Annotated in this window: 20 protein-coding genes; 10 read left to right on the forward strand and 10 right to left on the reverse strand. The window is 61.4% G+C overall.

All coding sequences use genetic code 11. From position 1 onward, the window contains the following. Positions 1–143 precede the first annotated feature (143 nt). Together ggt and ACJ8J4_RS03260 are read left to right on the forward strand one after the other, a co-directional pair. A complete protein-coding gene (gene ggt, locus ACJ8J4_RS03255) occupies positions 144–1817 on the forward strand; it encodes a gamma-glutamyltransferase (protein WP_264383953.1) in 1674 nt (557 codons plus the stop codon). A 206-nt stretch (positions 1818–2023) separates the two neighbouring features. Beyond that, positions 2024–4318: an FdhF/YdeP family oxidoreductase gene (locus tag ACJ8J4_RS03260; protein ID WP_197835920.1), complete on the forward strand. Its 2295-nt coding sequence runs from the start codon at positions 2024–2026 to the stop codon at positions 4316–4318. Between the two features lie 48 nt (positions 4319–4366). Here ACJ8J4_RS03260 and ACJ8J4_RS03265 read toward each other — a convergent pair whose 3' ends face one another. The 3 genes from ACJ8J4_RS03265 to ACJ8J4_RS03275 all read right to left on the reverse strand — a co-directional run bounded on the left by ACJ8J4_RS03265 (position 4367) and on the right by ACJ8J4_RS03275 (position 7867). Beyond that, positions 4367–5137 carry a DeoR/GlpR family DNA-binding transcription regulator gene (locus ACJ8J4_RS03265; RefSeq protein ID WP_060447144.1) on the reverse strand — a complete coding sequence of 257 codons (771 nt, stop codon included), beginning with the start codon at positions 5135–5137 and terminating at the stop codon, positions 4367–4369. A gap of 113 nt (positions 5138–5250) precedes the next feature. Continuing rightward, positions 5251–6474 carry an NAD(P)/FAD-dependent oxidoreductase gene (locus ACJ8J4_RS03270; protein WP_197835922.1) on the reverse strand — a complete coding sequence of 408 codons (1224 nt, stop codon included), beginning with the start codon at positions 6472–6474 and terminating at the stop codon, positions 5251–5253. Continuing rightward, positions 6464–7867, reverse strand: coding sequence for an NAD(P)/FAD-dependent oxidoreductase (locus ACJ8J4_RS03275; RefSeq protein ID WP_197835924.1), 1404 nt, complete (start codon positions 7865–7867; stop codon positions 6464–6466). The genes ACJ8J4_RS03270 and ACJ8J4_RS03275 overlap by 11 nt, the downstream gene beginning before the upstream one ends. A gap of 257 nt (positions 7868–8124) precedes the next feature. On the opposite strand from ACJ8J4_RS03275, the gene ACJ8J4_RS03280 reads away from it, so the two are divergent. The 3 genes from ACJ8J4_RS03280 to ACJ8J4_RS03290 all read left to right on the forward strand — a co-directional run bounded on the left by ACJ8J4_RS03280 (position 8125) and on the right by ACJ8J4_RS03290 (position 11266). Next, a complete protein-coding gene (locus tag ACJ8J4_RS03280) occupies positions 8125–9585 on the forward strand; it encodes an FGGY-family carbohydrate kinase (RefSeq protein WP_049205692.1) in 1461 nt (486 codons plus the stop codon). Beyond that, entirely contained in the window at positions 9578–10810 is a 1233-nt protein-coding gene (gene eutH / locus ACJ8J4_RS03285) for an ethanolamine utilization protein EutH (protein WP_033643135.1), read from the forward strand. The genes ACJ8J4_RS03280 and eutH overlap by 8 nt, the downstream gene beginning before the upstream one ends. Before the next feature lie 99 nt (positions 10811–10909). Continuing rightward, positions 10910–11266, forward strand: coding sequence for a DUF1937 family protein (locus ACJ8J4_RS03290; RefSeq protein ID WP_049205691.1), 357 nt, complete (start codon positions 10910–10912; stop codon positions 11264–11266). A gap of 38 nt (positions 11267–11304) precedes the next feature. Here the strand turns inward: ACJ8J4_RS03290 and ACJ8J4_RS03295 are convergent, their stop codons facing one another. Continuing rightward, a complete protein-coding gene (locus ACJ8J4_RS03295) occupies positions 11305–13230 on the reverse strand; it encodes a DUF3857 domain-containing protein (protein WP_060433109.1) in 1926 nt (641 codons plus the stop codon). 123 nt (positions 13231–13353) lie between these two features. After that, complete coding sequence (locus tag ACJ8J4_RS03300; protein ID WP_043143518.1) at positions 13354–13923, reverse strand: helix-turn-helix domain-containing protein; 570 nt, start codon at positions 13921–13923, stop codon at positions 13354–13356. Between the two features lie 129 nt (positions 13924–14052). Here ACJ8J4_RS03300 and ACJ8J4_RS03305 point away from each other — a divergent pair, with 129 nt between their 5' ends. Next, positions 14053–14949: a DMT family transporter gene (locus ACJ8J4_RS03305; RefSeq protein WP_025302893.1), complete on the forward strand. Its 897-nt coding sequence runs from the start codon at positions 14053–14055 to the stop codon at positions 14947–14949. Between the two features lie 209 nt (positions 14950–15158). Here ACJ8J4_RS03305 and ACJ8J4_RS03310 read toward each other — a convergent pair whose 3' ends face one another. The 5 genes from ACJ8J4_RS03310 to tetR form a co-directional block, all read right to left on the reverse strand. Next, on the reverse strand, positions 15159–15764 hold the full coding sequence (locus ACJ8J4_RS03310; protein WP_025302894.1) for a nitroreductase family protein: 606 nt from the start codon (positions 15762–15764) through the stop codon (positions 15159–15161). Positions 15765–15833: 69 nt separating this feature from the next. Next, positions 15834–17132, reverse strand: a complete 1299-nt coding sequence (locus ACJ8J4_RS03315; RefSeq protein ID WP_264383954.1) for a c-type cytochrome — start codon at positions 17130–17132, stop codon at positions 15834–15836. Positions 17133–17160: 28 nt separating this feature from the next. After that, positions 17161–19419 (reverse strand): xanthine dehydrogenase family protein molybdopterin-binding subunit, encoded by a 2259-nt coding sequence (locus ACJ8J4_RS03320; RefSeq protein ID WP_164099674.1) that lies wholly within the window; start codon positions 19417–19419, stop codon positions 17161–17163. After that, positions 19416–19889: a (2Fe-2S)-binding protein gene (locus tag ACJ8J4_RS03325; RefSeq protein WP_164099673.1), complete on the reverse strand. Its 474-nt coding sequence runs from the start codon at positions 19887–19889 to the stop codon at positions 19416–19418. Before ACJ8J4_RS03325 ends, ACJ8J4_RS03320 begins: the two co-directional genes overlap by 4 nt. Positions 19890–20064: 175 nt before the next feature. Then, positions 20065–20706, reverse strand: coding sequence for a tetracycline resistance transcriptional repressor TetR (gene tetR, locus ACJ8J4_RS03330; RefSeq protein ID WP_025305231.1), 642 nt, complete (start codon positions 20704–20706; stop codon positions 20065–20067). On the opposite strand from tetR, the gene tet reads away from it, so the two are divergent. The 4 genes from tet (at position 20630) to ACJ8J4_RS03350 (ending at position 25664) form a co-directional block, all read left to right on the forward strand. Next, positions 20630–21949 carry a Tet(A)/Tet(B)/Tet(C) family tetracycline efflux MFS transporter gene (gene tet / locus ACJ8J4_RS03335; RefSeq protein WP_145957798.1) on the forward strand — a complete coding sequence of 440 codons (1320 nt, stop codon included), beginning with the start codon at positions 20630–20632 and terminating at the stop codon, positions 21947–21949. The genes tetR and tet overlap by 77 nt on opposite strands. Before the next feature lie 198 nt (positions 21950–22147). Beyond that, complete coding sequence (locus ACJ8J4_RS03340; protein WP_060447138.1) at positions 22148–23104, forward strand: sulfonate ABC transporter substrate-binding protein; 957 nt, start codon at positions 22148–22150, stop codon at positions 23102–23104. A gap of 258 nt (positions 23105–23362) precedes the next feature. Then, a complete protein-coding gene (locus ACJ8J4_RS03345) occupies positions 23363–24097 on the forward strand; it encodes a MurR/RpiR family transcriptional regulator (RefSeq protein WP_025302900.1) in 735 nt (244 codons plus the stop codon). Between the two features lie 130 nt (positions 24098–24227). Next, positions 24228–25664 carry a 6-phospho-beta-glucosidase gene (locus ACJ8J4_RS03350; RefSeq protein WP_099817256.1) on the forward strand — a complete coding sequence of 479 codons (1437 nt, stop codon included), beginning with the start codon at positions 24228–24230 and terminating at the stop codon, positions 25662–25664. The last annotated feature ends 1 nt before the right edge of the window (position 25665 follow it).

The raw sequence follows: 25665 nt of genomic DNA on the forward strand, positions 1-25665 counted from the left end.
GCTACTCTGGTCAGGCGGCCCCGCCTGACCGCTGCTACTTTCAATAAAGCGTCGCAACAGCCCGAAGAAAACGCGCTAACCTGCTGTTTCAAAATCATTAGTTGAATTCACCTGATAACTGAACATCGCTAAAAGGATCTTCTATGTCTGCCGGTTTATTGAAAACGATAGCTCTGAGCGTGGCCCTTGCCTGCACCGTTCCCGCTGCCTTTGCCGCCGAACTGACCGCCGGCGCGGTCGCCGCCCCGGATCAGTATGGCGCCAAGGTCGCCGCGCACATTCTGCAGGCCGGCGGCAATGCGGTCGATGCGGCGGTCGCCACCGCCTTTACCCTGGCCGTTACCTACCCTGAAGCCGGCAATATCGGCGGCGGCGGCTTTATGACGCTGTACGTCGACGGCAAACCCTATTTCCTCGACTACCGCGAAGTGGCGCCCAAGGCCGCCGGCAAAACTATGTATCTGAACGAGAAAGGCGAAGTGATCGAGAATCTCAGCCTGGTGGGCAGCCGCGCCGCCGGCGTGCCGGGCACCGTGCTGGGATTGTGGGAAGCGCATAAACGCTTCGGCAAGTTGCCCTGGGCCGAGCTGCTGACGCCGGCGATCGGTTACGCCCGGCAAGGTTTCACCGTGGCGGATCAGCAGTATCAGTACCGTGAAGACGCCAACAAGCTGTTCGCCGGTAAAACCAACTTCGGCGACTATTTCGGCGCCATGAAGCCCGGCACGGTGTTCAAGCAGCCGGAGCTGGCCGCCACCCTTGAGCGCATCGCCAAATCGGGCGCCGACGATTTTTATCACGGCGAAACCGCTCGCCTGCTGGTGGCGCAAATGCAGCGCGACAACGGGCTGATCGGCGCGGCGGATTTGGCCGACTATCGGGTGAAATGGCGTGAACCGATGCGCATCAGCTGGCGCGGCAACACCGTGTATACCGCCCCGCTGCCCAGCTCCGGCGGCATCGCGCTGGCGCAGCTGCTGGGGATCAAAGAAGATCGCGCCGCCGACTTCAAGGGCGTGCCGCTGAACTCGGCGCGCTACATCCACCTGCTGGCGGAAATCGAAAAACGCGTGTTCGCCGATCGCGCCGACTACCTCGGCGATCCGGACTTCACCCAGGTGCCGGAAGCGCAGCTGATCGCCCCCGACTACCTGAAAAAACGCGCCGCCGAGATCAACCCGACGGCGATCTCGCCGACCGAAAAGGTGCTGCCGGGGCTGGAAACCCACCAAACCACCCACTTCTCGATCGTCGATGCCGCCGGCAACGCGGTCAGCAACACCTATACGCTCAACTGGGACTTCGGCAGCGGCGTGGTGGTCAAAGGCGCCGGCTTCCTGCTTAACGACGAGATGGACGACTTCAGCGCCAAACCCGGCGTCGCCAACGCCTTCGGCGTGGTGGGCAGCGACGCCAACGCCATCGAGCCGGGCAAGCGCATGCTCTCCTCGATGAGCCCGACCATCATCACCCGCGACGGCGACGTCACCCTGGTGATCGGCACCCCGGGCGGTTCACGCATCTTCACCTCGATCTTCCAGGTGATCAACAACCTCTACGATTACCACCTGCCGCTGGCGCAGGCGGTGGCCGCCCAGCGCGTGCACCATCAGCTGTTGCCGAAGGACACCGTCTACTATGACAGCTTTGCACCGCTGACCGGCAAACCGGCGGACGAGCTGAAGGCCATGGGTTACACCCTCGAAGACCAGGGCTGGAACATGGGGGATATTCAGGCTATCCGCATCGATGGCCGCACGCCGGAAACCGCATCAGATCCGCGCGGCCGCGGCGTCGGACTGGTGGTGAAAAAGTAACGCGCCGGCGGCCCGCTTCAGCCACGCCGGGCCGCCGTTCTCCCCGCACAGACTGACGTTGCTCCCTTTTTCACTCATCTATACTGAATCGACAGGCTCGCGTTTAACGGCGACGGCGCTTGCGTTCCATCTTGGACGATAAAAATAATATTTTCAGTAAATCAATCACCTGCATTTATCGTAAGCGATGTCGGAGGCAATCAACAATGGCGAAAAGACGAGCAGTACCCGGGGTGCATCCCTACGATGGGCCCGCCGGCGGTTGGGGCGCACTAAAAGCGACGGCCATCGCCGTGCGCACGCAGATGGACACCTTAGAAGCGCCGGTGACGCTGATGCGCACCAATCAACCCGACGGTTTTGATTGTCCGGGGTGCGCATGGCCGGATAAAGAACATCGATCTACCTTCCAGTTTTGTGAAAACGGCGCCAAAGCCGTGACCTGGGAAGCGACCAGCAAGCGCGTGACGCCCGAATTTCTGGCGCAGAACACCGTAACGTCGCTGCTGCAGAAAACCGATTACCAGTTGGAAGACTATGGCCGCCTGACAACCCCTCTGTGCTATGACGCCGGGACGGACACCTTGCGCCCGCTGGCCTGGGATGAGGCGTTTCAACGCATCGCCGCCGTTTTGCAAACGCTGCCGCCGGAGCAGGTGGAGTTTTATACCTCCGGCCGGGCGTCCAATGAGGTGGCCTATCTGTTCCAGCTGTTTGCGCGGGAGTTCGGCAGCAATAACTTCCCCGACTGTTCCAATATGTGCCATGAGCCGACCAGCGTTGGCCTGCCCCAGTCGATCGGCATCGGTAAAGGCACCGTGTCGCTGGACGACTTTGACAGCGCGGAGCTGATTATCTCCATCGGGCACAATCCGGGCACCAATCACCCGCGCATGATGGGCACGCTGCATGAACTGGCGCGTAAAAAGGTGCCGATTATCGTGTTTAACCCGCTGCGCGAGCGGGCGCTCGAGCGTTTCACCGATCCGCAAAACGTCATCGAAATGGCGACCTACAGTTCGACCCCTATCGCGTCCACCTACTATCAGGTCAAGGCCGGCGGCGACGCCGCAGCGCTCAAAGGCATCGCCAAAGCGCTGCTGCAGCTGGATGAAACACAAGGCAACGCCGTGGATCACGCCTTTATTGCCGAGCACACGCAAGGCTTTGCCGCTTTCGCCGCCGATCTGGCGGCCACCCATTGGGAGGCTATCGAAGCGGAGAGCGGCCTGGCGCGCCAGGACCTGGAACGGGTCGCCACCGCCTACGCAAAATCCAACGCCACCATCGTGACCTACGGCATGGGCATTACGCAGCACAATAAAGGGACGGCCAATGTGCGCCTGATCGCCGATCTGCTGCTGCTACGCGGCAACATCGGCAAACCGGGCGCCGGCATCTGCCCGCTGCGCGGCCACTCCAATGTGCAGGGCAACCGCACCGTCGGCATCACCGAAAAACCGTCGGCCGATTTTTTGGCAAAGCTGGAAACGGTGTTTGGCTTCACGCCGCCCAAAGCCCATGGTCACGATGCCGTGAAATGCATGCAGGCGATGATCGATGGTGCCTCGAAGGCGTTGATCTGCCTGGGCGGCAACTTCGCCGTAGCATTGCCGGACCCCGAGCAGAGCTTCCCGGCGATGAAAGCCCTGGAGTTAAGCGTGCATATCGGCACCAAACTCAATCGCAGCCATCTGTTGGTGGCAAAAGAAACCCTCATTCTGCCCTGCCTGGGCCGCACCGAACTGGACATGCAGGCCGGCGGGCGGCAATCGGTGACGGTGGAGGATTCGATGTCGATGGTGCATGCGTCATCCGGCAAATTAAAACCGGCGTCGGAACTGCTGCGTTCGGAACCCGCCATTGTGGCCGGCATGGCCAAAGCGGTGATGCCCGCCAGCAAGGTGCCCTGGGATGAGCTGATCGAAGATTACGACGTGATCCGCGAGCTGATCGAAAAAACCATTCCCGGCTTCGACGATTACAACGCGCGTATTCGCCAACCCGGCGGCTTCCGCATGCCGCTGCCGCCGACCGAACGCCAGTGGCCGACGGCGACGGGCAAGGCGATGTTTTCCGTGTTCAGCGGGCTGCATGAGGACGAGATAACGACAGACAAAGACACGTTGCGGCTCATAACGCTGCGCAGCCACGATCAGTACAACACCACCATCTATGCTCTGGACGATCGCTACCGCGGGGTCTTCGGCCGGCGCGACGTGCTGTTCATGAATGACAGCGATCTGCAACGTTTGGGGCTGGAACATGGCGACGTGGTCGATCTGGAAACGGCGCTGCCCGGCAGCACCCAGCGCCTGGAAGGCATCACGGTGATCGCCTACAACATCTCAGCCGGTTCGGTCGGCGCCTACTACCCGGAGGCCAACGTGCTGGTGCCGCTGCATTACATCGATGAGGAGAGCGGCACGCCTTCGTATAAATCGGTGCCGATCCGCGTGAAGTTGAGATCCAAAGAGGTGCGCGCGGTCGATATCGCCTGACGGAAGCGGTTTGAGCCTTTCTCCGCATGGAGAAAGGCTTCTCCCCCTTTAGACCTGCGCCACCAACACATTAACGTTGGCGGGGAAAACCAAGCCTTCTAATGCGTTACCGCTGTCGGAGGTCACCAGATAATCGACCTCGGGCCATTTGGCCACCAGCGTCATCGCATGCCCGCGCAGCTTGTTTTCGTCGGCCAGCACGATGCACTTGCGGCTCTGCGCCATCATTTTGCGCGCGATGGCCGCTTCATTGACGTTCTGATCCATTACGCCGGTCTGCACGTTGACCGCGCCGGCACCGATAATGGCGTAATCGGCGAAAAACGCCTCAATGTTATTCAACGCGATTGCACCCAGGCACGCCATTTTGGAGTCGATGAACTGCCCGCCGATCAGCACCACGTCAATGGAGTCATTCTCCAGACAGACGTTGGCAATCAACGGCGAGTTGGTGATGACCGTTAACTGATCGACCGTCGCCAACTGCCGGGCAAACTCCAGCGTGGTGGAGCCGAAATCCACGAACACCGTATCGCCCGGTTGGATCAGCGTCACCGCTTTCTCTGCGATGGCGCGCTTCTCGGCCTCGGCGATTTTGGCCCGCTCGTTGAATTCATGCTCGAATTTAAACTGGCTGCTGACTGCCCCGCCGTGGATCTTCTTGATCAGCCGATAATCTTCTAGCTTGTTCAGATCGCGCCGAATGGTTTCCTGCGAAACCTGGAATTTATCCGCCAGCTCATTCACGTAAACCCGGCCGTTGGCCTGGATCAGCGCCAGTATTTCATTGCGCCTTTCCACGGAATTAGAGATATCCATTCACATTACACTCGCTGCCTTTAGTAAGAGTGACTGCCTCCGCCGAGACTCGCGGCGTTAACTGACGGAATACTACGGGTTTCAGGGCGTTAGACGCAAGCCGTTGCCATCGTTCACCCGGCGGATTCTATGCTGATGTGCAGTGCGTCACGCTCGCCGTCGGGCGGCAAGGCGATGTTGCGCAGCAGGATCCGCCGTTCCGGCAGGCAGCGGTGCGTTTTGCGATACAGCACTTCGTCGCCCAGCCGCACCACCACCGAACCGGACACCGCCTGTTCCACGCGCATATTGATCGTGACCGTGGTGGCTTTGCCTGACAGCGCCACGTTGGTAGGCGCGGTCAGGCGGATCCGTTCGTCATGCCGCACCGGGAGGATTTGCCGCGCCGGTGGCAGCGTGCGCTGCAGCGAACGGGCAACGGCCTCGCCAACGCGCAGCCCTTCCTGATAGCACTGGTCGCCCATGTCCGCCGGATGCAGCATGTTGCCGACGGCGAAATAGGCGGCGTCGGAACAGCGGCCGAACTGATCGGTCAACGGGCAGCCGCTCTCCGGCCGCTGCGCCAGGTGGCTCTGGCGGATCAGCGTATACTCCCCGGTGAAGCGGCCGGTGAAGATCAGGCTGTCGCAGGCGATGCGCTGCTTCTCCCCCTGGCGGTTTTCCACCTCGATGGACTCAACCCGATCGTGGCCGGCAATATCGGTCACCCGTGAATAATAATGAATCGGCACCCCCATCAGACGCGCATAGAGCGCGCTCAACCTCCAGGCGACGGGCCTGCCGCCGCTTTCAATCATGGCGACGGCGCGCACGCCGGCGTTGCGCAGCGTCCATAGCGCGGAGAAACTGACCAGCTCGGTGCCGACCACCACCGGCGCCTTACCTGGCTGCAGCCCGCGCAGATAGACGAACTGCTGCAGCGCACCGGCGGTGAGTACGCCCTGCGGCCGCAGGCCGCTCACCAGGCGAGGATGGCGCGGCGTCTCACGCACGCCGGTCGCCAGGATCACCCGCTGCGCTTTCAAGGTGCTGACGCCGCGGCGATCCGTGATGGTCAGCTCGCCGCCCGGCTTGATGGCGAGCACCGTCACGCCGGTGCGAATTTCCACCTGCCCGGCGCGCGCCAGTATCTTATCGACATAGGTGGAGCCCAACATCGGCCGGTAAAACGTTTGCAGCCCGAAGGTGGGGTGCCGACAGTGCCTGGGCACGCCGCCCGCTTGCTGTTCCCGTTCCAGGATCACCACATCCTCGATGCCCGCCTGCCGCAGCGCGGTCGCCACCGCGATCCCGGCCGGCCCGGCGCCGACAATCGCCACCTGATACTCAGTTTTCATCAATGCTCCCTACGGCCAGCGTCTGGCCAAAACGATCGCCTACCATTTCCGCCACCCGGCTGCTGCAATAAAAGCCGTTGCAGCGCCCCATCATCACGCGCGTGCGCCGCCGCAGCCCGCCGATGCACTCCGGCGGCACGGCGGAATCGAACGCCGCCTCAATCTCCCGCTGGGTCACCAGCTCACAATGGCAAACGATGCCGCCGTTATCCGGGCGCGCGTAATCGCGCAGCGCGTGGTCGGCGAGCATCGGCATCTGCGGCCAATGCACGGTTTGCGGCGCCGTCGGCGTGAAGCACGGCGTAAAATGGTCGCGGTAAAGCTGCTCCACGTATTGCGCGATGCCGAGCGCCGCTGTCAGGCCGGTGGAGCGAATGCCCGCCACGCAGATCCACTGCCGCTCGGGATAGGGCTGAATGCGGTAGTGTTTCTGTTCGGTCGCCGGGCGTAATCCGGCATAGCTAGCGGTCACGCTGTAATTCGCCAGCGAGGGCAGCAGCCGGGTGCCCTGTTCGATCAGTTCGCGCATTTTGGTTTCGTCTACCGTTGCCGTTTCTCGATCCTGCTGTTCTTCGGCGGTCGGCCCCAGCAGCAGATTGCCGAAGATGGTTTTCGACAGCAGCACCCCTTTGGTGATGGCCGTCGGCACCGGCAAGATAATGGCGTTGACCTGCCCGGCGGCGGCCTTGTCGAACACCAGAAACTGCCCTTTGCGCGGGCGAATTTCAAACTCGGGCTGATGGCAGAAACTTTCTACCCGGTCGCCCTGATTGCCGGCGCAGTTGATGACGATTTTGCCGTGAAACTCACCCCGGTTGCTGGTTAGCCGCCAGCCGGTCGGCACGCGTTCGGCGCCGGTCACCTCGGTATTGAAGCGATAGTTGCCGCCGTGTTTGACGCCCTGCGTCAGGTACGCCAGCGGTGTGCTCCAGGGATCGATCACGCTCTCTCCCGGCACCTCGACCGCCGCCAACGCGCCGGGCGCCAGCTGTGGCTCACGGCGATACAGCTCGGCGGCGTCGATATGTGCCACGTCCAGCACGCCATTGTCGTGCGCCTGCTGCACGATCGCGGGCAGCGCCGCCAACTGCTGCTCATCCCAGGCCACAACCAAGGCGCCGGTGGGTAACAGCGGCAAATTCATCCGTTCGCGGATGGCGATAAATTCCCGGTACCCGGCCTGCATGCAATGCAGTTCCAGGCTGCCGCTGGGCGCATCGAAGCCGGTGTGCAGCAGCGCGCTGTTGGCTTTGCTGGCGCCAGACAGGATATCGCCTCCCTTTTCCAACAGCAGCGTTCGGGCGCCCATCAGGCAGAATTGGCGGAATACCGCACACCCGACCACACCGCCGCCAATCACGACAATGTCCCAATCCGTTTGTTCTTCCATCATGCTGATGTCCCGTTTTGATGTGATAACCACAATAAAACCACACAATAACCGCATTTGAAATGGTAAAAACAACACAACTCCCAAAAAAAAGCCGCAGAACGCGGTGATAAGCAAAAAGTATGAGGTCGATCACGCGGGGTTATTTTATCTTGTGATTTATGTTGCTTTAATGTGTGAAATTGAAGATAGATTATTAAAACAGTCATACAACCAACACCAGGCACAATAAAAAACAAAACCTATAAGAGAGCGAAGCAATGATGAATCAACGTTATGCCGCGATTGATCAGGGGACCACCGGCACCCGGGTCGTGGTGTTCGGCGAAGACGGCAGGCACCATTCGCCGGCCAGCATGCCGCACAAGCAGATCACCCCCAATCCGGGCTGGGTGGAACACGACGCCCTGGAGATTCTGGCGAATATCCGCCGCTGTCTCAGCCAGTGCGACATGGTGGACGCCATCGGTTTAGGGCATCAGGGCGAAAGTCTGCTGGCCTGGGACGCCGACAGCGGCCTGCCGCTGTACAACGCCATCGTTTGGCAAGATCAGCGCACCGAGCCGGAGATCCAGCGCCTGAAACGCGAAGGCGTCGAACCGCTGGTGATGGCGAAAACCGGCCTGCCGCTCGATACCTACTTCTCCGCCAGCAAGATGGGCTGGCTGATGAATAACGCGCCGGGGGCCAGGCAGTTGGCGCAACGCGGCCGCCTGCGGCTCGGCACCATGGACGCCTTCTTCCTGTTCCACCTGTGCGGCCGGCATCTCACCGACTATAACTCGGCCTCGCGCACCTCGTTGTTCAACATTCATACCCTGCAGTGGGACGAGGAGCTGTGCCGTTTGTTCGGCGTGCCGATCGACAGCCTGCCCGAGGTCAGAGACAACATCGGCCACTTCGGCGACGTCGTGCTCAACGGCAAACCGGTGCCGCTGACGGCCTGCATCGTCGACCAGTTTGCCGGTACATACGGCCACGGCTGCCATCAACCGGGGCAGATGAAGATCACCTTCGGTACCGGCGCTTTTTTACAGGCGATCACCGGGCCGCGTCCGATCGATGCCGGCGAGTCCGGCCTGTTGCCCACGCTGTGCTGGAAGCTGCCCGGCAGCGAGCCGGTGTATGGCCTGGACGGCGGCGTTTATAACGCCGCCTCCGCCATTAACTGGGCGAGAAAGATAGGCCTGTTCAACGATTTCGATGAATTCGGCGATTTCCCGGCCCAGCCGGCCATCGCGCGCGGCCTGGCCTTTGTACCGGCGCTCTCCGGGCTGGCCTGCCCGTACTGGGATCGCTCCGCCGCCGGGATGTGGGCCGGCCTGTCGCTGGAAACCGAACGCAAGGATCTGCTGCAGTCAATACTCGAAGGCATCGCCATGCGTTCCGCCGAGGTGATCAACGCCATGGATAAGTTGAAACCGATCGGCGACAGCATTTCGGTGGACGGTGGTCTGTCCGCCAACCGCTATTTCACGCAGTTCCTCGCCAACCTGATCCAAAAGCGCATCGTTACGCCCGCCAATAAAGAGATCACCGCTCAGGGCGTGGCGCTGTTGGCGCGTAAAGGGCTGGGCGTGGAACAGCCGCTCAAGGTGCTCAACCGCTATGAAGTGACGGAGCCCACCGAGGTCGATATGGCGGTCTGGTTTGCCCGCTATCAGGAAATCATCGCGCGTTCGCGCGGCTTACGTTCATCGCAGGAGGAACACCATGGCTGAGTTCGGTAATTTCATCATCTATATCATCATGGCCGGCACTCTGATCGGTGCGCTGGCGTCGATCGTCAAACCGGAAGGCGAACTGGGACGTGAGTTCGTCAACGGCATTCACGCCATCGGCCCGGTGTTTCTCGCCCAGGCGGGCATCATGGCGGCGATCCCAATCATCTCTTACCTGATCATGTACAGCATCGGCCCCTTCTTCTCGGCGCTCGGCTCCGACGCCTCGATCGCGGCGCTGGCGGTGATCGCCGTGGACATGGGCGGCTATCAGTTGGCTGACGCCATCGCCGCCAACCGCGACATGTGGATCGTCGCCATGTTGGTGGGCTACACCTCCGGCGCCAGCATCGTGTACCTGATCCCGGTCGGGCTTATCATGCTGAACCGCGACGACCATAAATATCTGGCGCTGGGCGCCATGGCGGGCCTGATCAGCATTCCGTTCGCCGTGCTGATCGCCCTGGTGACCATCACCTTCAACAACCTGCCGGTCAGGGAGATTATCTCCACCACGTCACCTGCCGCGCACTATCTGCAGTTGGACTTGCTGCAGGCGCTGCGGCTGCTGTCCCCGCTGTTCGCCCTGTGCTTCCTGTTGGCGTTGGGGCTGAAGCTGCGGCCGGCGGCGATGGTGAAAGGGTTCCTGATCTTCGGCAAGGCGGCGGATGCCTTTATCAAGCTGGTGTTGGCGCTGTGCATCATCGAGCATTTCACCGGTGTGTTTAAAAAGGTGTTCGGCGGCTGGGTATTCGATCCGTTATTTGCCGACAAAGACGAATTATTCCGCGCTATCGAGATCGCCGGTTATATCGGCATTATGTTGGCGGGCACATTCCCCATTTGTTATTTATTCCAGCGCTATTGCCGCAAGCCGATGCATTTCATCGGTAAAAAGCTCGGTTTATCGGATACCGGCGCGCTGGGCTTTATTATGGTATTGGCCAATATCATCGCCGTTTATCACCTGTTCAAAGGCATGCGCGCCCGCGATAAGGTGCTGTGCGTGGCCTTCGGCATCTGCGCACAGGCCACGCTGGGCGATCACCTGGCGTTTACCGCCAACTTCCAACCTTCGCTGGTGTTGCCGATCATGATGGGCAAATTCCTCGGCGGCATGATTGCTGTCCTGATCGCCATCAAGATCTCGGTGCCGGAAGCCGAATTGCTGGAAAAAGAACAGACGCAAAGGCAGTCGACGGCCATCGCCGCCGCCGCTCGCTAAATTTATCCCTAAGCCATAAAAATAAACGGGGCGCCGCCTCACGGGGAAGCTGCGCCCTTTTTTCGCCCCGACCATCAATTATTGAGAGAACAAACGGTAATGAGAAAAATATTTTTAGCCTGCCCCTACAGCCACGCCGACGCCAACGTCGTGCAGCAACGCTTTATCGCGTGCAACGACGTCGCCGCCGCTATCGTACGCGCCGGCAGCGCCGTTTTTAGCCAGGTCAGCATGTCACATCCGATCAACCTGTGTTTGCAAGAGCTCGACAAAACCGCCATCGGCAAGCTGTGGGCACCGATCGACGCCCTGTTCATGGCGGCGATGGATGAGTTGATCGTGCTCGATTTGCCGGGTTGGCAAGAGAGCGGCGGCATCAAGCGCGAGATGGACGCTTTCGCCGCACGCGGCTGCCGCGTCAGCCTGTGGTCTGAGGTCGCGGGCGAGTTCAACTGAGGCGTGCGCCCCGCCGCTAAGCGCGACGGGGCAGCGGCTTATTTGCCGTTGGCCAATTCGCCGTACACCACCTGGCCGCGGAAACCGCGCCGCACCTGCTGGAACAGCTCGCGGAACGCCGGGTAATCCTGCGCCTGGCACAGCGCTTCCTTGCCGCGAATGGCGTTCACCTGCAGGCGGTGATTGACGGTCACCTGCTGCCCGTCGCGCCGCCACGCCACGCGATAGTCGCCCGCCGCATTGCGGAACTGTCTGTCTTGCGGAATGGCGATGATCGGCACGTTGGCCGGCAGCTGCAGACGGTAGGTTTCGTCGTAGCGCTGCGCGCTGCAGTAGAACGGCGTTTCGTTGTCCGGTGCCGCCGTGGTGGTATACAGCGTGCGGAACGATTTGCCACCGGGCGGATTAGGTAGCGTCATGCCGCCCACCACGCCGAAATCGACGTAGTCGTCCGCCTTGAAGCGGAAACGGTAACCGAACTGTTTTTTGAGATCCAGCGGATCGCTGTTCATCGCCACTTCGCCGCTGCCGTCGATACCGGAGGCGGACATGATCGACGCTTCGGCCTGCGCCCGGTTCTGCCGGTTGATCTGCGAGAAATAGCCCCGCAGGTCAATTTCTTCCACTTCGCTCAGCCGACGCTCGGTTTGTCCGTGCAGATTGCCCGCTTTGTCAAACACGAAATCGACGCTCAGCGCGCTCTTGACCGGCTGCTCATCGCTGCCCGGCGTGCGCGCCAGCTTGGCGTCGCGCGTCAGCAGCACCGGCGCCCCCAGATCGCCTTGCGGCAGTTGCCCGAACCGCGCCCAGGGATTGGTGGAGTCCAGGTACAGTTTGAACTCCGGCACATAGGTGATGGCGTGATTAAAGCGGCTGAGCAGCGGCACTTTAGGCAGTAACGGGCCTTCATCCATACCGATCAGCACCGGTGAGCTTTCAATACCCTTGGCAGCGAGCAGCGCCTCCAGGATCACCACGTGGTCCTTACAGTCGCCGTAGTGGTTGTCGAGAATGCTCTGCGCCGAATTCGGCTCCAGCCCACCGTTGCCAAGATACACCGCCACGTAGCGAATGTTTTGCGCCACCCAGCGATAGAGGGCCTCCGCCTGCTCGCGCCGATCGCTGATGCCGGCGGTGATGTTGTCTGCCAGTGCCTGGATGCCCGGCGTCACCTTCGCCGCCGCACCGGCCTTCAGCTGATAGGCCTTGGCCAACTGCGGCCACTCGCGGTAGGTGCTCGCCATGATGGTCGGGCTGAAGGTCCAGCTGTCCGCTGCCCAGTTTTGTGATTTCATCGGCGCGCTGCGCGAATAATGCCAGCGCCAGTGCGCTTGGCCGTTGCGGATCTGCGGCTTGTCCCCGCCTTCCACGCCACGCGTGAAGATATGCATCGGCAGCTTGGCCGGTGCCTGCAGGGTCACTTCGGCGTCGTCGAACTGATCGAAAACGCTGAACGTCTCCCACAGGCCGAAATAGTCGGGGAAATACGGGGTGTTTTGCGTGCGGCGCAGCTCATACACCACCCGCGAGCCCGGCGCCAGGTTGGAGAACACGATGACGCGCACTTTGCGGTCGGCATACAGCGGGGCCGTGGCGCTGGAGTAACTCTCCTGGGTATAGATGCGATCGGGCGCCACGTCGTGCCGCTGGCCGTCGGCAGTCAGCGTGTAGGCGGCGACCACCTCCAGCGTTTCCATTTTTTCGCTGTAGCTCAGGCGGATCTGGCTGAATTTTTCGACCGCCGCCTTGGTCTTCAGCAGCACTTCGTAGCTTTCCGTCTTCACGTTGGTGGCGTTGGCGTTGACGCGGTAATCCGCGCGATAGCGCACGAAGCTGAAATCGTTGTTGGCCGTGTCGTTCTGGCCCTGATCCGCCGCGACGGGCGGTGTAGCGGCCAACACGGTGGCCGGGTGCGTTGCCGTCAAACCGGCGAATAACAGCAGGGAAGGAATAGCGATTTTCATCTTCGGTCCTTGAAGGGCAATAAACGGCGACGCCGGGCTACGCGCCTGCCCCGGCGTCAAAACAGGCGGGCACACTAATATAATTGAGAATCATTTTCAATAAACGGACCTTCAACGCCCGGGCTAACCCTGTTCTATCAACATCACGGCGGTGGTCTCCGGCTCCAGCGCTTCGAAAACGTGCTCGCGATCGGCGGAGTAGCTGATGTAATCGCCGGCGCTCAGCTCCAGCGGCTGCTCCGCCGGCCCGAGGCGCGCTCGCCCGCTGCTGATGATCACATGCTCGACGGTGCCGGGGGGATGTGGCCGGGAAAGTTTCGCCTCTCCGGGTTGCACCCGCAGCCGGTAAATGTCGCGCTGCGCGCCCGGCGGGCAGGTGGCCAGCAGCGTGGCGGCGTAGTTGCCCTGCTCCGACAGCGCCGGCGTTCCCTCATGGGCGCGGATCACTTGCACCGGCCTGCTGGGTTGCGAAATCAGTCGGCTGACCGGCACGTCCAGCGCCATCGCCAACGCCCACAGCGTTTCCAGGCTGGGATTACCGCTGCCGGCTTCGAGCTGCGACAGCGTGGACTTCGCGATGCCCGCGCGCTTCGCCAGCTCGGTCACCGACAGGTTCAATCGCTCACGCTCGCGGCGGATCGCCGCCGACAAGAGGCCGATCGGCGTAATGTTCTGCATCAGGTTATTGCTCATCGTTCGCTATATCATCCGCTTGTTCGAATTGACGAACAGCTGCATGCGTGTTCATCATAATGTCCAATTGTTCATTTTAATGATTAAGCGGCTTCACCACAAGCATGGTCAGGCAGCGAGGGCAACAACATGAAAACAAAGACGCGTGGCGCAGTGCAAATGATCCTCGCCATGACCATCTCAGGCACCGTCGGTTGGCCGGTACTCGTTTTAGGGCAGCCGCCCACAACGGTGGTGTTTTGGCGCTGCGCGTTCGGCGCGCTGGCGATGCTGGCGACCTGCGCCGCGCTTGGGCAGTTGAAACCCGGCGCAATCAACCGGCGGCAGCTGGCTGTCGCCATCCTCGGGGGTATCGCGCTGGTGCTCAACTGGACGCTATTGTTTGCTGCCTATCAGCATGCTTCGATCGCTGTCGCCACCGTGACCTACCATGTTCAGCCGTTTATGTTGGTGGCGCTGGGGGCGCTGCTGTTCGGCGAAAAACTAACGGCTAACCGGCTGGGCTGGCTTCTGCTGGCGTTCGCGGGGATGGTGTTGATCGTCGCCGGCCGGCAAAGCGGCGGCAGCGGCGATGACTACCTGCTCGGCGTGGTACTGGCGCTCGGTGCGGCCCTGATGTACGCCATTGCGGCGGCGATCGTCAAACGGCTGGCCGCGTTGCCGCCGCAGCTCATCGTGTTGATTCAACTGACCGTTGGCACGTTGGCACTGGCACCGTTCGCCGGCCTGGCCACGCCGCCTGCGGCCCCCATCGACTGGCTGCTGCTGGCAACCCTCGGCCTGGTGCATACCGGTTTGATGTCCACGTTGCTCTATGGCGCCATTCAGAAGATCCCCACGGCCCTGGTCGGCGCCCTGTCGTTCATCTACCCGGCGGTGGCGATCGTGGTGGACTGGGCAGTGTTCGGGCACCGTCTCAGCCTGCTGCAGCTGCTGGGCACGCTGGCCATTCTCGGCGCGGCAGCGGGCATGAACTTCGGCTGGCGATGGACGCTCGCCGCGCACCGGGCCGGTAAAATCGGTTAATCCCGCCCGACGGGCAAGCTATGCACAATAAGGCATTCGCCTTGTGTCCGGCGCGGTGCTATTTATTTAAACCGTGTAGGGTAGAAGGAGTTTTCTATGTGGCATCACCGCCTGCAACGGCGCATCCGTTTCAGCTACTGGAACGAACTGTGCGTCACCAAAAAATAAGGGAAGGCGCAAGCCTTCCCTTTTGTCATTCACCGCTCAGATCAGAAACGGTCGGTTTTCACCACGTCGTCGAACGGCAGTTTGCCGATGCGCGGATAAGGCTGCCCCGCCGCCTTGCCGATGGCGACCATCAGCGCGATCTGATAGTGCGCCGGCTTATTGATAATCTCACCCACCGCGTCGAAATCAAATCCGTCCATCGGGCAAGAGTCGTAGCCCTGCGCCTTGGCCGCCAGCATCAGCGTCTGGGCGAAGATGCCGCTGCTGCGCATCACTTCGTCGCGCTGCACCTGCGGCTTACCGCGATAATACTGATCGACGGCCGGGATCATGAACTGCTGTACCGGCTCCGCCGCCTCGGCCCAGACGTTTTTAACCTGTGACTCCCAGCTCGACAGATCGCCGCACAGCACGACCAGCATCGATGCGTCGGTCACCTGCGCCTGCCCCCACGCCGCTTCGCGAATTTTCTCGCGCTGCGCGCGATCTTCGATCAGCAGCGGGCGCCAGTGCTGCAGGTTAAACGCGCTGGGTGCGCCCTGCAGCGCAATGTTCAACAGCGCTTTTTTCTCTTCGAGCGTCATCACGTACTGCGTATCGAACTGCTTGGTGGCGCGGCGTTGGCGGATCGCGTCTAACGTATTCATTTTACTGCCTCTGTCCATGTGAAAAGGTCTATTGTCGTCACCGCGGCGCGGCTGTCCAGCCCCAGGCGGCTATTTCTGCGCGGTTTCGGTGCGCAAACGGCTGACCTGCGCCGCCAAGTCCGGCCACGGCGCCTGACCGGCGTAATGTTGCCGCAGGTAGTTGAGCAGAATGGCGATCTGCGCGTCATTCAGGTTATGGCGAAAACCCGGCATATAGCCCAGCTCGGCGTTCGCCGGCCGCTGTATGCCGTCCAGCACCACACGAATGGCGTTGTCCGGCGCATCGGCGAACAGGTTGGTGTTCAGCGCCAGAGACGGCCGCACCCCCGCCATCTGCGCGCCTTTTTCCTGCGCATGGCAAGCCATGCAGGCGCCGGAAAACAGCCGTGCCCCTTCCGAACTCAGAGGCTCCACCTGCCGTTCCGCCTGAGCGTTTAACGTTGCCGCCGTAGCGCCCGCCGCCGTTTCAGGATGATAGCTGCGCAGATAGACGGCGATCGCCTGCAGATCGGCCTGCGGCAAGCGCGACAGCCCTTCTTCGATCACCGGCGCCATCGGGCCGGCGGCGACGCCGTGGTTGGCCGAGTAGCCGGTGCGCATGAAATCGACCAGATCCTGCTGCGTCCAGGCGAGCGGCGCGGGTGAGCGGCCGGTCAACGCCGGCGCCGTCCATCCCTCCGCCACGCCGCCGGCCAGGTGCTCGCCGCCGGTTTTCTCGCCGAACAGCACGTTGCGCGGCGAATGGCAGGCGCTGCAGTGCCCCAGCCCTTCGACCAGGTACGCGCCGCGGTTCCAGTCGGCGCTTTGGGCCGCCTGTTCCGGCATCGCGCCCGGCGTCAGGAACAGCAGGTTCCAGGCAAAGATGCCCTGGCGAATATTGAACGGAAAGTGCAAATCGGTGGCCGGTGGCCGGTATTTGACCGCCGGCTGTGACATCAGGTAGGCGTACAGCGCCTGCAGATCCTCGTCGCGGGTGCGGGTAAAGGCGGTATAGGGAAACGCCGGATAGAGATAGCGGCCCTGGCGATCGACGCCGTGGCGCATGGCGCGTTCGAACGCCGCGTAACTCCAGCTGCCGATGCCGGTTTCCACGTCCGGCGTGATGTTGGTGGTGTAAATGGTGCCGAAGGGGATCTCCATCGCCAGCCCGCCGGTGTTGCGCTCACCACCCGTACGGGTGTGGCACACGGCGCAGTCGCCGAGGTCGGCCAGCGTTTTGCCGCGCGCGATCTGCGCCTCGCTGAAACGGTGGGTCGCATCGGCGGCGAGCGGCGCGATTTCCGGCTGCCAACTGGCGACCACGCCGGCCACCACAACGGCGATCACCGTGACGCCGCCCCACCCGACGATTTTTTTCATCTTACTCATCTTTGCTGTCCTTGTTCGTTACGGGGGATTAATGGCCGGCCTGGGCGCGCAGCGCGGCGAGCACCCGTGCCGGCGTAAACGGCACCTCGCGCAGACGCACGCCGAGCGCGTCAAACAGCGCGTTGCCGATCGCCGCCGCACTCGGTACCGAGGCGGACTCGCCGGCACCCATCGGCGCTTCGTCCGGGCGGTCAATCAGCTGGATATCGATCTGCGGCAATTCGTCGAAGCGCAGGATCGGATAGCCGCCCCAGTCCAATGACGTCACCCCCGTCTCGTTAAAGGTCACAAACTCTTTCAGTACCCGGCTGGCGGATTGGATAATGTTGCCGTGCACCTGATGGCGCACCCCTGCCGGGTTGATCATGCGCCCGCAGTCATGCGCTACGAAGATTTTATCGAGCGTGATCTGCCCGGAAAGGCGGTTGACGCTGAGATCGCACACCCAGGCCGCCCAGGCGGCGCCAAAGCCGGGGAATTTGCTGTGGAAGTAGCGGGCATAGGCGAAACCGCGGCCGCTCACCACTTCGGCGCCGGCGGCGTGCGACCGGTACGCCGGGCCGTCTTGCCAGTTGGCTTGCCGCTTCAGGGCCTCAATCAAGGCCACCGCGCGCGGATCGCTCAGGTAACGCAGGCGAAACGCGATCGGGTCCTCGCCGGCGTGCCAGGCCAGTTCGTCGATCCAGGATTCATGGGCGAACACGTTGGGCAGCGCCGAAACGCCGCGCATCCACGACGCCCGCACGATCGGCGCGGCGTCCTGACAGATCACCCGCATGTGCGGATACGCGTATTGCGGAATGGCGGTGCGATCGCCCATCTGTTGCACGTCGGCCCGGTTGGCCACCTTGCCGGTCAACACCAGCGGCAAGGTCACCGCATTGTTGGAGGGATAGCTGGTTTTCAATTCGTAGGCCGCCACCCGGTTTTGCGCGTCGAGGCCGCCGCGCACCCGGATCAGCTGGCCGGTGCCCTTCGGCTCCCAGCCAGATTCCTGTTCGCGCATCAGCTGCACCCGCACCGGGCGGCCGGTGGCCCGTGCCAACAGCGCCGCGTCCGCCGAGACGTCGTCGGCGCAGTTGCGGCCATAGCAGCCGGAGGCCTCCATGCGGATGATGTGCACCTGCTCAGGCGGCAATTCCAGCAGCGTGGCGATGTCTTTGCGCAGATCGTGCGGGTTTTGCGTGCCGGACCACACCTGCGCCCGCCCGTCTTTAACCTCCGCCACCGCGCAGGAAGGGCCGATCGAGGCGTGCTGATGGTAGGGCCAGACATAGTCGGCCTGCACTTCGGTATGCAGCGCCGCCAACGCGGCGTCCGTTCCCGCATCGTCGCGCAGGACGCGGTCGGTTTTCGGGTTGGCTTCCAGCGCGGCGGGCAGCGCTTCCGGCGACAGATCCGGCAACCCGGCCCAGGGTTTCCATTTGGTTTTCAGCTGGCGCATGGCGGCGATCGCCTGCTCCTCGCGCTCGGCCACGATGCCGATGAAATCGTTGATCGCTACCAGTTTCACGATGCCCGGCAGGTGCGCGATCGAATTTTCATCCACCGACAGCAGGCCGCCGCCCAGCGGGGCGCTGCTGTCGGCGCCTACGTAAGGCGGGCGCACCACCCGGCCATGCAGCATGCCGGGCAAGCGCAGGTCGTGCACGTAGGTCAGCCCACCGCTCACTTTGGCCGGAATGTCGACCCGGGCAACGGCGCGGCCGACGTAGCGATTCTGGTGTTCGCTGTTCAACTGAACGTTTTTATCCAGCATCACGTGCAGATTCTGCCCACTCGCCAGCTGTGCATAGCTCAGTGAGCGCCCCGGTTTTTTGGTCACAAATACCTGCCCCGCCGCCGCAGTCAGCTGTTCGGCCGGCAGTTCGAAGGCTTTGGCCGCCAACGCCGTCAGCATGTGCCGCACCTGCGCCGCCGCCTGTCGCAGCGGCACCGACGTGACCTGAATGGTGGCGCTGGCGATGGTCGGCCCCTGATCCGGCGTGCGCTGCGTATCGCCAAGGATCATCGTGACGTGCTCGAACGGCACGCAAATTTCTTCGGCGACGATCTGCGCCAGCGCGGTGCGAATGCCGGTACCCAGATCGACGTGACCATTGAAGGCCGTTACCCGGCCGTCGGCGGTGAGGCTGATAAAGCTGTCCACCCGATCCAGCGGCAGATCGGCAGGCGCTACAACCGCCTCTGCGGCGAAGGCGTTAAACGGCGCGGGCAGCAGGCTGCTGACCATCACCACCCCGCCGGCCTGCAACAACTGGCGGCGAGTCAGTTCGAGGCGGCTCATGCTTGCCTCCGTGCTGCCAACAGGTCGCGGGCGCGCTCGGCGGCGTGCAAGATCTCAAGGTGAGTGCCGCAGCGGCACAGGTTGTAGGCCAGCGCTTTCTTGATCGTTTGCTCGTCCGCCTCCGGCTCGCGTTCGAACAACGCGACCAGCGTCATGATCATGCCGTTGGTGCAGTAACCGCACTGCGCCGCCTGCTCATCGACAAACCCCTGCTGCACTGGATGCAGCACGTCCGGTGTGCCCAAGCCTTCCAGGGTAGTGACGGATTTGCTTCCTACGGCGGACAGCGGCATTGAACAAGAGCGCGCGGCGACGCCGTCGATCAGCACCGTGCAGGCGCCGCATTCCCCCAGGCCGCAGCCGTATTTGGGGCCATTCAATTGCAGGTCGTTGCGTAAAACGTACAGCAGCGGCGTGTCGGGCGCGAGATTGCCGAGTGGAACCACCCGGCCATTAACATTGATTTCCATGGTGAAACTATCCCTTAAACAAACGGATTTAATCCGTAACATCACTGCGAAGAACAATTGAGCAGCGTGCTAATAATTATCATCAAAAGACATGATGATGTTAAGGGAATGTAGCCGCCATGGCTTTAACGAAAAGTGGGTATTTCCTATAAATTTCCTATAGATAAGCCCGGTTTTATGATTGCTGGCCGTGATTATTGTCGATCGTCAATTCGGCCTCGGCGCCGTCAACCAACAGCCGCACGCTGGCTTCGAACAGCGCGTCTGCGCCCTTATCCTGCAATGTTTCCCAGCCTTCGCACAGCAGCGGGTAACGCTGGCGATCGGCGTCATTCAGCGCATCGTCCGACTGCATTTGTTGCTCTTCCAGCACCCAGCCCACCACGAAACGTCCGACGGCGAACAGCAGATTAACGGCGCGTTCCGGCGTCAACCCCGCCCGACACAACAGCGCCACCTTGGCCTCAATGATGGCGAATTGCGGTTCCTGCGGCCGGGTGCCGGCATGCAGACGCGCGCCGTCGCGGTAAGCCAGCAGCGCCCGACGGAAATGGCTCGCATTGGTAACGACCCAATCCTGCCAGGGCATGTCGGCGGGCACCTCTTCACGGTGATCCAACATGATGGTTTCCGCCATCGCCTTCAGCAGTTCGGCCTTGTTCTTGAAATGCCAATAGAGCGTGGGAGATTGCACTCCCAAATGTTGTGCCAGGCGACGGGTGCTCAGGGCATCGATGCCGATGTCATTCAGCAACGCCAGCGCCCCGCGCAGGACGGTCTCTCGCGTTAAACGCGTCGCGGTATTTTTTTCGCTCATCTCTCTATCACTGATAGGGTTACTATGGAATACTCAATACTCTATCACTGTTAGAGTCGCAATTTTGAAAAAACCTATGCTGGTTATTTTGTTGACGGTATTGCTGGATGCGGTAGGCATCGGCCTGATCATGCCTATCCTGCCGGCGCTGTTGCGCTCACTGGGCGGCCTCGACGCCGGCAGCGTGCATTACGGCGCGCTGCTGGCGGCGTATGCGTTGATGCAATTCCTGTTTTCACCGATCCTCGGCGCACTGAGCGATCGTTTCGGCCGGCGTCCGGTGCTGTTGATTTCGCTCGCCGGCGCGGCGGCCGACTATCTGCTGATGGCGTTCGCGCCGACGCTGGCCTGGCTCTATCTGGGCCGGTTGCTGGCGGGCATCACCGGCGCCAACATGGCGGTCGCCACCGCTTACGTCACCGATATTACCCCCGCCGGCCAGCGCGCGCGGCGTTTTGGCCTGGTGGGCGCGGTGTTCGGCGTCGGTTTTATCGTCGGTCCGCTGCTCGGTGGATCGCTGGGCGAATGGCATCTGCATGCCCCCTTCCTGGCGGCGGCGGCGATGAATGCCCTCAACCTGATCATGGCGTTTTTCCTGCTGCCGGAATCGCGTAAACCCCGCGCCCGCGCCGCCGAGAAAATCCGCCTTAATCCATTTTCGTCATTGCGTCGGCTGCACGGCAAACCGGGCCTGCTGCCGCTGGCCGGTATTTACCTGATCATGGCGCTGGTTTCACAGGCGCCGGCCACGCTGTGGATTTTATACGGTCAGGATCGTTTCGGCTGGAGCATGATGGTGGCGGGCCTGTCGCTGGCCGGTTACGGCGCCTGCCACGCGCTGTCGCAGGCCTTCGCCATCGGCCCGCTGGTCGCACGCCTCGGCGAGCGCAAGGCACTGCTGATCGGCCTGGCGGCCGACGCGCTGGGTCTGGTGCTGTTATCGATCGCCACCCGCGGCTGGGCGCCCTTTGCGCTGCTGCCGTTCTTCGCCGCGGGCGGTATGGCGCTGCCGGCGCTGCAGGCGTTGATGGCGCACAAGGTGGACGACGATCATCAGGGCGAGCTGCAAGGGACGTTGGCCAGCATGGGCAGCCTGATCGGCGTCGCGGGGCCGCTGGTCGCGACGGCGCTGTACGCCGCCACGCGCGATGTCTGGCCCGGCCTGGTCTGGGCGTTGGCCGCCGCCCTGTATCTGTTGGTTCCGCTGTTGCTGGCGCGTTCGCGTGAGCGTGACGCGGCGTAGCGTCAAGCTCACCCTCTCCCGATTAAGCTCATTTATGGCTAAGCAAGGCATTATTCAGCATAAGCGGGCGCTTTACACGCCACTGCGCCGCTCATTATCATCGCCCTTATCCCGCCGCAGGAAAATTTAAATGCCGTTTCATGGCGTTACGCCCAGCGCGTCATCGCTACCGTTCACTTCGCCTATCGGAAAATCAGGATGAGAAAACTCACAACGCCGCTGATCGCCGCCCTGCTGCTCGGCCTGTTTGGCCTGCCGGCCGGCGCGCAGGAGAAACCGCAACAAATCACCATCGGTTACCAGAAAGCCAACATTTTTGCGCTGCTGAAATACCGCGGTACGCTGGAAAAAACCCTGGAGCCGCAGGGTATCAAGGTTCGCTGGATAGAATTCCCCGCCGGCCCACAGATGTTGGAAGGGTTGAACGTCGGCAGCATCGATCTGGCGGCGACCGGCGACGCTCCGCCGGCCTTCGCGCAAGCCGCCAAGGCCGATCTGGTTTATTTGGCACATTCGCCGCCCAGCCCGAAAACCGAAGCCATCGTGGTGCCGCAGGATTCGGCGATCCGCTCCGTGGCCGATCTGAAAGGCAAACGCGTGGCGTTGAACAAAGGGTCTGACGTCAATTACCTGCTGGTGAGCGCGCTGGAACAGGCCGGCTTGAGCTACAAGGACATCACGCCGGTCTACCTGCCGCCGAGCGATGCCCGCGCCGCCTTCCAGCGCGGCAGCGTCGACGCCTGGGTGATTTGGGATCCCTACTACGCCGAGGTGGAAACCCGTGCCAACGCCCGCCTGCTGAAAGACGCGGAAGGCCTGGTGCCGCACTACACCTTCTATCTCGCCAGCCGCCGCTTTGCCGAAACGTACCCGGACAGCGCCAAACAGGTGATTCAACAGCTCGGCGTGCTGAGCGACTGGGCCAACGGCCATCCGCAGGAAGCGGCGGCGATCCTCGCTCAGAGCACCGGCCTGGATCAGGCCATTTGGGCCAGAGCCATCGCCCGCATGCCGTTCGGCAGCCAGCGCATGTCGCCAGAGGTGTTCAGGCAGCAACAGCAGTTGGCGGATAAATTCACCGCCATCGGGCTGCTGCCGGTTAAGGTGGACGTCAACGCCGCCCGCTGGTCCGAAGATAAACCCGAGACGCCATAGCCTTTGCCGCGCTTTGGCTTTAGAAAGCAGAAACCGGCATTTTGCCACCGGAATAAGCTGACCTATGCTAACCCTGTGTGATGAAACGCGTTTTCATGGCATGTCTTCCGGAACGTTTTGCTTTAATTTGTTCGTCGTGAACCCTGGGCCGCGCCTGACTGGTGCGGCTTTTCTTTTTGCCCGGCAGTGCCAGCGGCGGTGAATTTTGCTATGTTAACCCGCAGATAAGCTTCCCGTTTTCAGCCGCCGGACCGACTCATGTTTACCCATAAAGCAATCGCCGAGCTCAACGCCCTGGAGCTGATGGTTTATACCTACGTCAGCAAACACAAGAATCAAGTGATGTACATGACCATCCGCGAGCTGGCCGAGGCCGCCGGCGTCTCCACCACCACCGTGCTGCGGTTTTGCAAGAAAATGGGCTGTGACGGCTATTCGGAATTTCGCATCCGTTTCAAGCTGTATCTGGAACAAACCGATGCGCCACCGGTCGATTCTGGCATCGGCGAAATCCTCAGCTTTTTTAAAAGCGTCAGCAACGAAGAATTTAATCAGCTGATCGATCAGGCGGTGCAACATATCGCCGCCGCCGAGCGAATTATTTTCGTCGGCATCAGTACGTCGGGCGCATTGGGGAAATATGGCGCGCGTTTCTTTTCCAACGTCGGGAAATTCAGCACCCATATCGACGATCCTTATTATCCCGTCAACAGCGATATGTATAAAAACGCGGTGGCGATCATGCTGTCGGTCTCTGGCGAGACCGAAGAGATCCTGCGTTTGGCCAGCCAGTTCAGCCTGCACCACTGCAAGATCATCAGCATCACCAACAACGAAACCTCTTCGCTGGCGCGGCTGGCGGACTTTAACCTCTCCTACCACGTTCCACAGCATTTGATCGGCGGGCATCACAATATTACCACGCAGATCCCCGTACTTTACATTATTGAAACCATCGGCAAACGGCTCGGGCATATTAATTCGGAAAAATAAAACAGGCTGTTTTTTTATTGTGACAAATCACTTTTCACGGTGATTTGTTATATCGTGACATTTCTTTCGGTCTTGCTACTCTGTTCTCAACGCAGCGTTATTACCCTTCATTAAATAAACCGATGAGACATTGACGATGAAACAGTTGCCGAAGGATTTTCTGTGGGGGGGCGCGGTCGCCGCGCACCAGGTTGAAGGCGGTTGGGATCGGGGCGGCAAAGGGCCAAGCATCGCCGACGTGCTGTCCGGCGGCTCGCACGGCGTGGATCGCGTGATGACCGACGGCGTGCTCGACGGCTATCGTTACCCCAACCACGAAGCGGTGGACTTCTACGGCCGCTACAAGCAGGACGTGGCACTGTTCGCCGAGATGGGCTTCAAGTGTTTTCGCACCTCGATCGCCTGGACGCGCATTTTCCCGAACGGCGACGAAGCGACGCCGAACGAGGCCGGCCTGCAGTTTTACGACGACCTGTTCGACGAACTGCTGAAATACGGCATCCAGCCGGTGATCACCCTGTCCCACTTCGAAATGCCTTACCATTTGGTGAAAGCTTACGGCGGCTGGAAAAATCGCCGGGTGGTGGAGTTCTTCGTGCGCTTTAGCGAGGTGGTGATGCGTCGCTACCGCGAAAAAGTGAAGTACTGGATGACCTTCAACGAGATCAACAACCAGAGCAACTACCGCTACCCGCTGTTCGGCTACTGCTGTTCCGGCGTGGATTACACCCAGGAAGACAACCCGGAACAGGCGCTGTACCAGGTGTTGCACCACCAGTTCGTCGCCAGCGCGCAGGTGGTCAAACTCGGCCATCAGATCAACCCGGAATTCAAAATCGGCTGCATGCTGGCCTGCGTGCCGTTCTATCCTTATTCCTGTAAACCGGACGACGTGATGTACGCTGTGGAAGCGATGCACCAGCGCTATCTGTATACCGACGTGCAGATGCGCGGCTACTACCCAAGCTACCTGCTGCGCGATTGGGAACGCAAAGGGCTGAAGATCGAGATGCAACCGCAGGACGCGCAGATCCTGCGCGAGGGCTGCACCGACTACATCGGTTTCAGCTACTACATGAGCAATGCGCTGCAGGCCAACGCGGTGGACGGCAGCGACGGCATGTTCGGCTTCCCGGGCAACGTGCCGAACCCGCACGTCAAGGCCTCCGACTGGGGCTGGCAGATCGATCCGGTCGGGCTGCGCTATTCGCTGAACGTGCTGTATGAACGTTACCAGAAGCCGCTGTTTATCGTGGAAAACGGCTTCGGCGCCTTCGACAAGGTGGAGGCGGACGGCCAGATCAACGATGACTATCGCATCGACTATCTGCGCGCCCATATCGAAGAGATGAAAAAAGCGGTGATTGAAGACGGCGTAGACCTGATCGGCTATACGCCCTGGGGCTGCATCGACTGCGTGTCGTTCACCACCGGTGAGTACAGCAAACGCTACGGCTTTATCTACGTCGACAAACACGACGACGGTACCGGCACGCTCGAACGTTCGCGCAAGAAAAGCTTCGACTGGTATCGCCAGGTGATCGCCAGCAACGGCGAACAGCTGTAAC

The organism is Serratia sp. CY47280 (assembly GCF_052168655.1).
Lineage (GTDB): Bacteria > Pseudomonadota > Gammaproteobacteria > Enterobacterales > Enterobacteriaceae > Serratia > Serratia bockelmannii.

Excerpts from the sequence above, each read along its gene's own strand:
- ACJ8J4_RS03345 (WP_025302900.1), top strand. The coding sequence starts at position 23,363 with ATGTTTACCCATAAAGCAATCGCCGAGCTCAACGCCCTGGAGCTGATG.
- ACJ8J4_RS03325 (WP_164099673.1), bottom strand. The coding sequence starts at position 19,889 with ATGGAAATCAATGTTAATGGCCGGGTGGTTCCACTCGGCAATCTCGCG.
- ACJ8J4_RS03275 (WP_197835924.1), bottom strand. The coding sequence starts at position 7,867 with ATGATGGAAGAACAAACGGATTGGGACATTGTCGTGATTGGCGGCGGT.
- ACJ8J4_RS03280 (WP_049205692.1), top strand. The coding sequence starts at position 8,125 with ATGATGAATCAACGTTATGCCGCGATTGATCAGGGGACCACCGGCACC.
- ACJ8J4_RS03270 (WP_197835922.1), bottom strand. The coding sequence starts at position 6,474 with ATGAAAACTGAGTATCAGGTGGCGATTGTCGGCGCCGGGCCGGCCGGG.
- eutH (WP_033643135.1), top strand. The coding sequence starts at position 9,578 with ATGGCTGAGTTCGGTAATTTCATCATCTATATCATCATGGCCGGCACT.
- tetR (WP_025305231.1), bottom strand. The coding sequence starts at position 20,706 with ATGAGCGAAAAAAATACCGCGACGCGTTTAACGCGAGAGACCGTCCTG.
- ACJ8J4_RS03265 (WP_060447144.1), bottom strand. The coding sequence starts at position 5,137 with ATGGATATCTCTAATTCCGTGGAAAGGCGCAATGAAATACTGGCGCTG.
- ACJ8J4_RS03300 (WP_043143518.1), bottom strand. The coding sequence starts at position 13,923 with ATGAGCAATAACCTGATGCAGAACATTACGCCGATCGGCCTCTTGTCG.
- ACJ8J4_RS03295 (WP_060433109.1), bottom strand. The coding sequence starts at position 13,230 with ATGAAAATCGCTATTCCTTCCCTGCTGTTATTCGCCGGTTTGACGGCA.
- ACJ8J4_RS03305 (WP_025302893.1), top strand. The coding sequence starts at position 14,053 with ATGAAAACAAAGACGCGTGGCGCAGTGCAAATGATCCTCGCCATGACC.
- ACJ8J4_RS03315 (WP_264383954.1), bottom strand. The coding sequence starts at position 17,132 with ATGAGTAAGATGAAAAAAATCGTCGGGTGGGGCGGCGTCACGGTGATC.
- ACJ8J4_RS03260 (WP_197835920.1), top strand. The coding sequence starts at position 2,024 with ATGGCGAAAAGACGAGCAGTACCCGGGGTGCATCCCTACGATGGGCCC.
- ACJ8J4_RS03340 (WP_060447138.1), top strand. The coding sequence starts at position 22,148 with ATGAGAAAACTCACAACGCCGCTGATCGCCGCCCTGCTGCTCGGCCTG.
- tet (WP_145957798.1), top strand. The coding sequence starts at position 20,630 with ATGTCATTCAGCAACGCCAGCGCCCCGCGCAGGACGGTCTCTCGCGTT.
- ggt (WP_264383953.1), top strand. The coding sequence starts at position 144 with ATGTCTGCCGGTTTATTGAAAACGATAGCTCTGAGCGTGGCCCTTGCC.
- ACJ8J4_RS03310 (WP_025302894.1), bottom strand. The coding sequence starts at position 15,764 with ATGAATACGTTAGACGCGATCCGCCAACGCCGCGCCACCAAGCAGTTC.
- ACJ8J4_RS03290 (WP_049205691.1), top strand. The coding sequence starts at position 10,910 with ATGAGAAAAATATTTTTAGCCTGCCCCTACAGCCACGCCGACGCCAAC.
- ACJ8J4_RS03320 (WP_164099674.1), bottom strand. The coding sequence starts at position 19,419 with ATGAGCCGCCTCGAACTGACTCGCCGCCAGTTGTTGCAGGCCGGCGGG.